At 69.5% G+C, this 8,704-nt stretch carries 11 protein-coding genes; 10 read left to right on the forward strand and 1 reads right to left on the reverse strand.

Annotated elements, in window-relative coordinates; genetic code table 11:
• Positions 1–33 precede the first annotated feature (33 nt).
• The 10 genes from Q1B08_RS14280 to Q1B08_RS14325 all read left to right on the forward strand — a co-directional run bounded on the left by Q1B08_RS14280 (position 34) and on the right by Q1B08_RS14325 (position 7,949).
• A complete protein-coding gene (locus tag Q1B08_RS14280) occupies positions 34–231 on the forward strand; it encodes a hypothetical protein (RefSeq protein ID WP_299820157.1) in 198 nt (65 codons plus the stop codon).
• Positions 224–1,498 (forward strand): UDP-N-acetylglucosamine 1-carboxyvinyltransferase, encoded by a 1,275-nt coding sequence (gene murA / locus Q1B08_RS14285; RefSeq protein ID WP_299820160.1) that lies wholly within the window; start codon positions 224–226, stop codon positions 1,496–1,498. Before Q1B08_RS14280 ends, murA begins: the two co-directional genes overlap by 8 nt.
• Positions 1,491–1,952, forward strand: coding sequence for a DUF2948 family protein (locus Q1B08_RS14290; protein ID WP_299820163.1), 462 nt, complete (start codon positions 1,491–1,493; stop codon positions 1,950–1,952). Before murA ends, Q1B08_RS14290 begins: the two co-directional genes overlap by 8 nt.
• Positions 1,953–2,035: 83 nt before the next feature.
• On the forward strand, positions 2,036–3,337 hold the full coding sequence (hisD, locus tag Q1B08_RS14295) for a histidinol dehydrogenase (protein WP_299820166.1): 1,302 nt from the start codon (positions 2,036–2,038) through the stop codon (positions 3,335–3,337).
• Between the two features lie 67 nt (positions 3,338–3,404).
• Positions 3,405–3,878: a UPF0262 family protein gene (locus Q1B08_RS14300; protein WP_299820169.1), complete on the forward strand. Its 474-nt coding sequence runs from the start codon at positions 3,405–3,407 to the stop codon at positions 3,876–3,878.
• A gap of 4 nt (positions 3,879–3,882) precedes the next feature.
• On the forward strand, positions 3,883–4,320 hold the full coding sequence (locus tag Q1B08_RS14305; protein WP_299820172.1) for a low molecular weight phosphatase family protein: 438 nt from the start codon (positions 3,883–3,885) through the stop codon (positions 4,318–4,320).
• A gap of 166 nt (positions 4,321–4,486) precedes the next feature.
• A complete protein-coding gene (locus tag Q1B08_RS14310; protein ID WP_299820175.1) occupies positions 4,487–6,007 on the forward strand; it encodes a hypothetical protein in 1,521 nt (506 codons plus the stop codon).
• Positions 6,008–6,103: 96 nt separating this feature from the next.
• Positions 6,104–6,496: a ketosteroid isomerase-related protein gene (locus tag Q1B08_RS14315; protein WP_299820178.1), complete on the forward strand. Its 393-nt coding sequence runs from the start codon at positions 6,104–6,106 to the stop codon at positions 6,494–6,496.
• Entirely contained in the window at positions 6,496–7,080 is a 585-nt protein-coding gene (locus Q1B08_RS14320) for a GNAT family N-acetyltransferase (RefSeq protein WP_299820181.1), read from the forward strand. Before Q1B08_RS14315 ends, Q1B08_RS14320 begins: the two co-directional genes overlap by 1 nt.
• A complete protein-coding gene (locus Q1B08_RS14325) occupies positions 7,077–7,949 on the forward strand; it encodes a carbon-nitrogen hydrolase family protein (RefSeq protein WP_299820184.1) in 873 nt (290 codons plus the stop codon). The genes Q1B08_RS14320 and Q1B08_RS14325 overlap by 4 nt, the downstream gene beginning before the upstream one ends.
• A 50-nt stretch (positions 7,950–7,999) precedes the next feature.
• On the opposite strand, the gene Q1B08_RS14330 is transcribed toward Q1B08_RS14325, so the two are convergent.
• Positions 8,000–8,704: PRC-barrel domain-containing protein (locus Q1B08_RS14330; protein ID WP_299820187.1), on the reverse strand; the 705-nt coding region annotated here is incomplete at its 5' end.

Consider the following 8,704-nt stretch of genomic DNA (forward strand, 5'->3'; position numbering starts at 1 on the left):
GTCGGTCGCTGGACCCTCGGCAGGGCATTGGCTATGGGGACCGGAACGATGGGGGCGCGGATGGTCACGGATGCGAAACCGACCCGGGACGACCGGCTGAAGTCGGCCCTCAAGGCCAACATGGCGCGGCGCAAGGCACAGAAGCGCGGGCGGGCAGCGGCGGAGGCCGCGGAAGACGACAGTCCCGCACCGGCCGGGGACGACGGGCAGGAGACGGACGCGAATGGATAGCATCAACGTCACCGGCGGACGGGCGCTCGAGGGAACGATCCCGATCGCGGGGGCGAAGAACGCCTGCCTCACGCTGATGCCCGCGACGTTGCTGTCGGAGGAGCCGCTGACGCTTACCAACGCGCCGCGGCTGTCCGACATTCGGACCATGTCGCGGCTTCTGGCCTCGCTCGGCGCGGAGGTGAGCCCGCTTTCGGACGGGCTGGTCCTCGCCATGTCGAGCCACGCGCTGAACGGCGATCGGGCGGATTACGAGATCGTGCGCAAGATGCGCGCCTCGATCCTCGTGCTGGGCCCGCTGCTCGCGCGGCTCGGTCACGCGGTCGTCTCGCTGCCCGGCGGCTGCGCCATCGGCGCGCGGCCGGTGGACCTGCACCTGCGGGCGCTGGAGGCGATGGGCGCCAAGCTCGACCTGCGCGACGGCTACGTCCACGCGAAAGCGCCCGCGGGCGGGCTGCGCGGCGGCGATGTGGAGTTTCCGCTGGTGTCGGTCGGGGCGACCGAGAACGCGCTGATGGCGGCGACGCTCGCGCGCGGGACGACGCGGCTTCGCAACGCCGCGCAGGAGCCGGAGATCGTCGACCTCGCCCGCTGCCTGCGCGCGATGGGGGCGCAGATCGCGGGCGAGGGGACGTCGGAGATCGAGGTGCAGGGCGTCGACCGGCTGCACGGCGCCACGCACCGGGTCGTCACCGACCGCATCGAGCTCGGCACCTACATGCTCGCCCCCCTGATCGCGGGCGGCGAGGTGACGCTCGGCGGCGGGCGGCGCGACCTCCTGGAGGCATTCTGCGAGCGGATCGAGGCGGCCGGGGCGGAGGTGCGACAGGATGCGACCGGCCTGACCGTCCGCCGCGCGAACGGGGCGTTGCGTGCCGTCGATGTCGCGACGGAGCCGTTTCCGGGCTTTCCGACCGACCTGCAGGCGCAGATGATGGCGCTGCTTTGCACGGCGGAGGGAAAGAGCGTGCTCGAAGAACGCATCTTCGAGAACCGATTCATGCATGCGCCCGAGCTTGTGCGGATGGGGGCGTGCATCGACGTGCAGGGCGGGCAGGCGACGGTTACCGGCGTGGAACGGCTGCGCGGTGCGCCGGTCATGGCGACAGACCTGCGCGCGAGCGTGAGCCTGATCCTTGCCGGACTGGCCGCCGAGGGGGAAACGACCGTGAGCCGCGTCTACCATCTGGACCGCGGTTACGAGCATGTCGTCGCGAAGCTGCGCGGCGTGGGGGCGAGGATCGAACGGGTGAGGGCGAATGACTGAGGATGCACGGTTCCACGATGCGCGCGGCGGGCCGCTCCGGCTCTGGGCGACGGATGCGGAGGATCTGCAGGTGATCTCGGCGCTGGTGCAGGACGCGGTTCTGCCTGCGACGGAGATGACCTGGACGAAGTCCGCGCGCCGTTTCGCGATGCTTCTGAACCGCTTCCGCTGGGAGCACGGGTCGCGCCGGATGGAACGGGTGCAGACGCTGCTTTCCGCGGGCGACGTTCGGGGCGTGCGCGGGCAGGGGATCGTGCCCGGCGACGCCGACACCGTCCTGTCGCTCCTCGCTTTGGAATGGGAGCCGGGAACCGATGCGGACGGCACGCTGCGCCTGACCTTCGCCGGCGACGGGGTGGTCGAGGTGCTTTGCGACTGTCTCGATGTGACGCTGCGCGACGTGACGCGGCCTTATGCTGCCCCTTCGGGAAAGGCGCCGGGACATCCGGACTGATCCCGCCCGACGTTCGTGCCTCCGGCCGGCGTTGGATTCGAGTATTTGAGCCACGACGAATGGGCGGACGCCCCGGAGATCCGATGCCTGTCTTCCTCAATGCGAACGACGCCGATTTCGAGACGCGGTTTGGCGCCCTCCTCGCGGCCAAGCGCGAGGATGCGCCGGACGTGGACGACGCGGTGGCGGCGATCATCGCGGATGTGCGGGCGCGGGGCGATGCGGCGGTCTGCGAGCTGACGGAGCGGTTCGACCGGTTGCCGATGTCGCCAGAGACGATGGCGATCCCGGCGGCGGAGATCGATAGGGCCGTGGCTCGGGTCTCCGCGGAGGAGCGGACGGCGCTCGAGCTCGCGGCCGCGCGCATTCGCGCCTATCACGCACGGCAGATGCCGGAGGACGCGCGCTGGACGGACGAGACGGGGGCCGAGCTCGGCTGGCGCTGGGGGCCGGTCGATGCGGCGGGTCTTTACGTGCCGGGCGGGCTCGCCTCCTATCCGTCCTCGGTCCTGATGAACGCGATCCCGGCGCGCGTGGCCGGGGTGCGCCGCCTCGTCATGTGCGTGCCGACGCCGGACGGGGCGACGAACCCGCTGGTTCTGCTCGCCGCACGGCTGGCGGGGATCGACGAGGTTTACCGCATCGGGGGCGCGCAGGCGATCGCGGCGATGGCTTACGGGACCGCGACGATCGCGCCTGTCGACAAGATCACCGGGCCGGGCAACGCCTATGTCGCGGCGGCCAAGCGGCGGGTGTTCGGACGCGTGGGCATCGACATGATCGCGGGGCCCTCCGAGATCCTGGTGATCGCGGATCGCGACAACGACCCGGACTGGATCGCGCTCGACCTCCTGAGCCAGGCCGAGCACGACGCGAGCGCGCAGTCGATCCTGATCACCGACGATGCCGCCTTCGGACGCGCCGTGGCCGACGCGGTGGCCGCACGGCTCGAGACGCTGGAGCGTCGGATTATCGCGGGGGCGAGCTGGCGCGACTTCGGCGCCGTCGTCACCGTGGCCGACCTCGCAGAGGCCGCCCGACTGTCGAACCGGGTCGCACCGGAGCATCTGGAGCTTGCCGTGGCAGACCCGGACGCGCTGGCCGCGCGGATCACCCATGCGGGCGCGATCTTCCTCGGGGCCTGGACGCCGGAGGCGATCGGCGACTATGTCGGCGGGCCGAACCACGTGCTGCCGACGGCGCGCTCGGCGCGGTTCTCCTCCGGTTTGTCGGTGCTCGATTTCCTGAAGCGCACCACACTGGCGCGGATGACGCCCGGAAGCCTCGTCGCGATCGGCCCCGCCGCCGCGACGCTGGCCACGTCCGAAAGCCTCGAGGCGCACGGCCTGTCGGTGCGGGCGCGGCTGGACCGGGTGAACCGCTGAGCGGTCCGATGGACCCTGCGCCGCCGGTGGGCTATCCGGTTCGGGACCGTCAGCCGGGATATGCTCCATGACCAGCGACTGCATCGCCAGGATCGAGATCGACGACGCGAACCTGCCGGTGCCGACGCCGGAGATCGCGCAGGAGCGCGCGGTGGCGATCTTCGACCTTCTGGAGGAGAACAGTTTCGCGCTGGCCCGGGCGGATGCGCCGGAGGGACCCTACGAGCTGCACCTGTCGATCCGCGAGCGGCGGCTCGTCTTCGACGTCCGGACGGAGCGCGGATCGGCCGGATCGTTTCACCTGTCGCTCGGGCCGTTCAAGCAGGTGGTCAAGGATTACTGGCAGATCTGCGAGGCCTACTTCGATGCCGTCAAGAACCTGCCGCCCGGGCAGATCGAGGCGATCGACATGGCGCGGCGGGGCATCCACAACGAGGGCGCGCGCCTCCTGCAGGAGCGGCTCGAGGGCAAGGCGCGGATCGACATCGACACGTCGCGACGGCTCTTCACGCTGATCTGCGTGCTCCATTTCGGGGGCTGACGCCGTGACCCGCCCGCAATCGGTGCTGTTCTGCTGCGACCACAACGCGGTGCGCTCGCCCATGGCCGAGGGGTTGATGAAGAAGCGGCACGGCCGTTCGATCTACGTGCAGTCGGCGGGCGTCAAGAACGACCTCGAAATCGACGGCTTCGCCATCGCCGTCTGTGCGGAGCTGGGCGTGGAGCTTTCGCGGCATCGCACGCGGAGCTTCGAGGAGATGCGCCAATGGGGCGACGACCTCGAGGGGTTCGACCTGATCGTCGCGCTGTCGCCCGCCGCGCAGCGCATGGCGCAGGAGCTCGGCCGCCACGCGCATATCGAGATGGAATACTGGTCGATTATGGATCCGACGGGTCTGGGCCAGCATCGTGACGAGAAACTCGAAAGCTACCGCCAGACGCGCGACCAGATCGAGAGCCGGCTGAAGGCCCGCTTCGGCTGAGCCAAGGGGGGACTTGCCCTGCGGTTCGCCCTAATTCTACGAACTTTTACATCGAGATGTCGGCGAGGGGCGCGATCTCGCCACCGTCTTTTCACCGGCTGCCACAAACCTTCCCTTCGATCGCGCGACGCTTCGGTCAGACCTCCGGCAACCCCGGAGAGCTGCTATGCCGACCATCACGATCACCAATTACGACAAGAGCCCCCTGCGCGTGTCCGACGCGTTTTTCGGGGGGAACGTCCTTTATCAACCCAACACCGACGCGGCGACCGGCCGCCCGCTGGAGAACTTCGAGGCCGCGGTTTCCGCGCTCGGCCAGACGATCCTGCGCTATCCCGCCGGCCAGACGGAGGTCCTCTTCGCCGATGGCATGGTGGCCGGGGGCGACATGATCCCCCAGGTCCGCGGCTTCCTGGAATGGGCGCGGTCGAGCGGTGTGGAGGGGGTCGTTCTGGTCCTGCCCACCGAGGGGGGGTATCACGGGCGGGCCGAGTTGCGGACCTTCGTCGAAAAGGTGATGGGCGAGTTCGGAGACCTGATCGCCGCCTTCGAGATCGGCAACGAATACTGGCGCCACGACCCGAACCCCGGCGGCGAAAGCCGGGAGACGGAATATGCCGGCACGGCGAACCAGATCGCGAAGGTGGTGGGGTCGGTGCTGGAGACGTCGGACCACGATCCGGACATCCTCGTGCAGACCGCAAACCCGGCGGGGCAGGGCTCCAGCTACAACTGGCGTCACGCGGACGGGCTCGGCACGAACATGACGGAAGCGAAGCGCTGGGAACTCGCCAACGCGGATCTGCAGGACGCGCTGAGCGACGACGCGCTCGCCCATATCGACGGCATCGTGCATCATTTCTACTGGCAGGGCGGGCACGATTCCGGGAATTCGCGCGACTACCGCATGACGTGGCACGAGGAATCCTGGTCCGCCGTGCTCGGCCGCGACATGGCGTTCTACGTCACCGAATGGAACGTCCAGAAGGATCATGTCGAACTGCTCGGCCTGCGGTCGGCCGGCGCGATCCTCGAGATGGTGGAGGGCATGGTCCGCGCCGGGGTCGACACCGCGCTCGTCTGGCCGCCGCAGCACAACACGCGCAACGACCTCGCGGGGGGCGCGGGCGCCGATCCGATCGTCGATCCGGTCAGCGGCTATGTCGTCAACTCGATCGGCGGCGCGGTCTTCGACGTGATGTCGGACGCGTTGTCGGACGGCGCGTCGCTTCTGAACCTTTCGATGAAGGGCGCCTCCGACACCCGGATGGACGATACGGACTTCCTGACCTACGGCTATTCGGACGACAACAGCTTCATCTTCTACATCGCCTCACTCAGCGGGGAGACCAAGACCGCCCGGCTCGACGTCTCCAACGTGATCTCCGGGGGCTACGAGGCGTCGGCCGTCCGCATCGGCATGAATCGGGAGACGTCCGACGGGCAGCGTTCGACGGGGGCGGGCGAGGCGAACTTCGTCATGGTCGACGGCGCGCGCTACCACTACGACGAGGACGACGTGCAGGCGGAGATCGATTTGCTCTCGCAGGCGAACATCGCGCGCGGCTACGGCGAGTTCGCCGTCAAGCTCGATCCCTACGAGGCGGTGCAGATCACGATCGAGCTCGACGGCGTCCTGCCCTATCTGTCCGGCTTCATCTGTCCCACGCCGCTGCTGGATTTCTGAGGGAGGTCCGGGAACGGTGGCGGAGCCGGGCGCCCCCGGTGGCGCCGCGCGCGATAATCGCTATGTTCCCCGCGCACGACGTTTCCGGGAGCCGCCATGTCCATCGACCTCATCGAGCGCTACTACGCGGCATTCAACGATGACGATACGGACGCAATGCTGGCCTGCCTCGCTCCCGATGTGGCGCACCACGTCAACGAGGGGGAGGTGCGGCGCGGGCGCGACGCCTTCCGCGCGTTCCGCGAGCACATGGCCCGCGCCTATCGCGAGACGCTGTCGGACATCGTCGTCCTCGCCGGCCCCGACGGGCGCTATGCCGCCGAGTTCACCGTGACCGGCACCTATCTCGAAACCGATCCCGGGCTGCCCGAGGCGCGGGGGCAAACCTACAGCCTGCCCGCGGGGGCCTTCTTCACCGTGACGGACGGCGCGATCACGCGCGTCGTCACCTACTACAACCTCGCGGACTGGATCCGGCAGGTCTCGTGATGCAGACACGGGTCGAAACGCTGCGGGGCGAGGCCATCGAGGCCCATCTGGATGCGCTGGCCGGGCTCAGGATCGCGGTCTTCCGCGACTGGCCCTATCTCTACGACGGCGACGCAAACTACGAGCGCGACTACATGCGCGCCTACGCCGCGCCGGGCGCCGTGGTGGTCGGAGCCTTCGACGGCGACCGGATGGTCGGGGCCGCGACCGCGGCCCGGATGGAGGACCATTCCGACGACTTCGCCGCCGCGTTCGCCGACCATCGCTGGCCGCTGGCGGAGATCTACTATCTGGCCGAATCCGTGCTGCTGCCGAGGTATCGCGGCCACGGGCTGGGTCATGCCTTCTTCGAGGCCCGCGAGGCGGCGGGTCGGGCGGCGGGGCGCCGCTATGCCGCCTTCTGCTCCGTGACCCGGCCCGACGACCATCCGGCCCGCCCGGAGTCGGCGCGGACGCACGACGCGTTCTGGCGGGGACGGGGTTACGCGCCGCTCGACGGTGTGGTCGCGTCGTTCGCTTGGAAGGATGTGGGCGACACGACGGCGACGCGCAAGAAACTGCAATTCTGGGGGAAGACGCTATGAGGATCGCGACGGCGGCCTATCCGATGGACCCGATCGAAAGCTGGGACGCGTGGACGCGCAAGGCGCGGACTTGGGTGGCGGAGGCCTGCGCGGGGCCGGGGGCCGATCTCCTCGTCTTTCCCGAATACGGCGCCATGGAACTGGCGTATCTCGACGGCGCCGCGGCGGCGGCCGACCTCGAGACGTCGCTCCATGCGGCGGCGCGGCACGGCCCAAGGGCGCAGGAGGTCTGGGCCGAGCTCGCGGTGGCGCATGGCTGTCACATCCTGGCGCCATCGTCGCCGTGGGAGGCGGGGCGCGACCGGCCGGTGAACCGTGCCTGGCTGCACGGCCCCGGCGGCACGCTGGGCTATCAGGACAAGCAGGTCATGACCCGGTTCGAGCGCGATCCCTGGGGCGTCGTGCCCGGCGATCCGCTGCGCCTCTTCGAGATCGACGGTTTGAAGATCGGCGTGCTGATCTGCTACGATGTCGAGTTCCCCGCGCTCGGGCAGGCGCTGATCGCTGGCGGGGCGGATCTGATCCTCGCGCCCTCCTGCACCGATACCGTCGCCGGCTTTCACCGCGTCCGGATCGGCGCGATGGCGCGCGCGCTGGAAGGGCAATGCGTGACGGTCCATTCGCCAACGGTCGGAGCCTGCGACTGGTCGCCCGCGGTGGACGAGAACCACGGACGCGCGGCGATCTACGCGCCGCCGGATCTCGGCTTTCCCGAAACGGGAATCGTCTCGGAGGGCGGGCCGGACATTCCCGGCTGGGTCCGGGCCGAGATCGACCCCGCCGCCATCGCCCGCGTCCGGCAGGAGGGAAGTGTCGGTAACCGGGCGGACTGGGCCGAAGCCGCCACGGCCGCCGCGCGTATGGAATAAGAAAGGGCCGCCCCGGACGGGGCGGCCCTCACGCTTGACGCTATGCGAGATTACTGCGCCTCGGGCATCGACTCGAGCTCTTCCTGCGTCGCATCGATATAGGCGCGGATGTCGCCAGCCTCGGAGGTCAGGATCGACAGACGGTCGAAGGGGATCTGGACCTCGCGCTCGCCCAGTCCGAGGAAGCCGCCGATCTCCACGATCACGCCTTCGATCTGGCCGTCATCGCTGAGGATCAGGTCGCCGATCTCGCCGATGTCGTCGTCGTTCACGCCGTAGAGGTTGGACCCTGTCAGGGACTCGACCTCGAACTCGCCGACCTGCGCGGTGGTGTAGCCTTCGCGCTCCACGAGCGGGCCGCCGAGCGTCGTCGGCGCGGCCATGTCGCCCTCGACCACCTCGCCGTCGGACATGCCGGTGGCCGTGTCGGTCAGGGCCGTGGTGTCGGAAGGCGCCGTGCCCTCGAGCGCCGGATCGGTGCCCTCAAGCGCCGGATCGGTGGCGGTCAGGCCGGTTTCGACTTCGCCTTCCATCGGCTCGGCCTCGGCCAGATCCGCCTCCTCGGTGGCCTCCTCGTCCATCAGCGGCTGCGCGGCGTCATCCTCGGCCGGCTCGGCGCTGGCCTCGTCGATCTCCGGGGTCTCGGACTCGGCACCGGCCTCCTGGAAGGTCACGGTGGGCTCGCCGGACTGGACGAACTCGACCTGCGGCTCGCCGGAGGTGGTGACGTCCACCTGCGGGTCGGCCTGCTCGAA

It is taken from the genome of uncultured Jannaschia sp. (assembly GCF_947494025.1).
Taxonomy (GTDB): domain Bacteria; phylum Pseudomonadota; class Alphaproteobacteria; order Rhodobacterales; family Rhodobacteraceae; genus Jannaschia.

Bases quoted from the DNA above. Each gene is read 5' to 3' on its own strand.
- Q1B08_RS14280 (WP_299820157.1), top strand. From the start codon at position 34: ATGGGGACCGGAACGATGGGGGCGCGGATGGTCACGGATGCGAAACCG.
- murA (WP_299820160.1), top strand. From the start codon at position 224: ATGGATAGCATCAACGTCACCGGCGGACGGGCGCTCGAGGGAACGATC.
- Q1B08_RS14290 (WP_299820163.1), top strand. From the start codon at position 1,491: ATGACTGAGGATGCACGGTTCCACGATGCGCGCGGCGGGCCGCTCCGG.
- hisD (WP_299820166.1), top strand. From the start codon at position 2,036: ATGCCTGTCTTCCTCAATGCGAACGACGCCGATTTCGAGACGCGGTTT.
- Q1B08_RS14300 (WP_299820169.1), top strand. From the start codon at position 3,405: ATGACCAGCGACTGCATCGCCAGGATCGAGATCGACGACGCGAACCTG.
- Q1B08_RS14310 (WP_299820175.1), top strand. From the start codon at position 4,487: ATGCCGACCATCACGATCACCAATTACGACAAGAGCCCCCTGCGCGTG.
- Q1B08_RS14315 (WP_299820178.1), top strand. From the start codon at position 6,104: ATGTCCATCGACCTCATCGAGCGCTACTACGCGGCATTCAACGATGAC.
- Q1B08_RS14320 (WP_299820181.1), top strand. From the start codon at position 6,496: ATGCAGACACGGGTCGAAACGCTGCGGGGCGAGGCCATCGAGGCCCAT.
- Q1B08_RS14325 (WP_299820184.1), top strand. From the start codon at position 7,077: ATGAGGATCGCGACGGCGGCCTATCCGATGGACCCGATCGAAAGCTGG.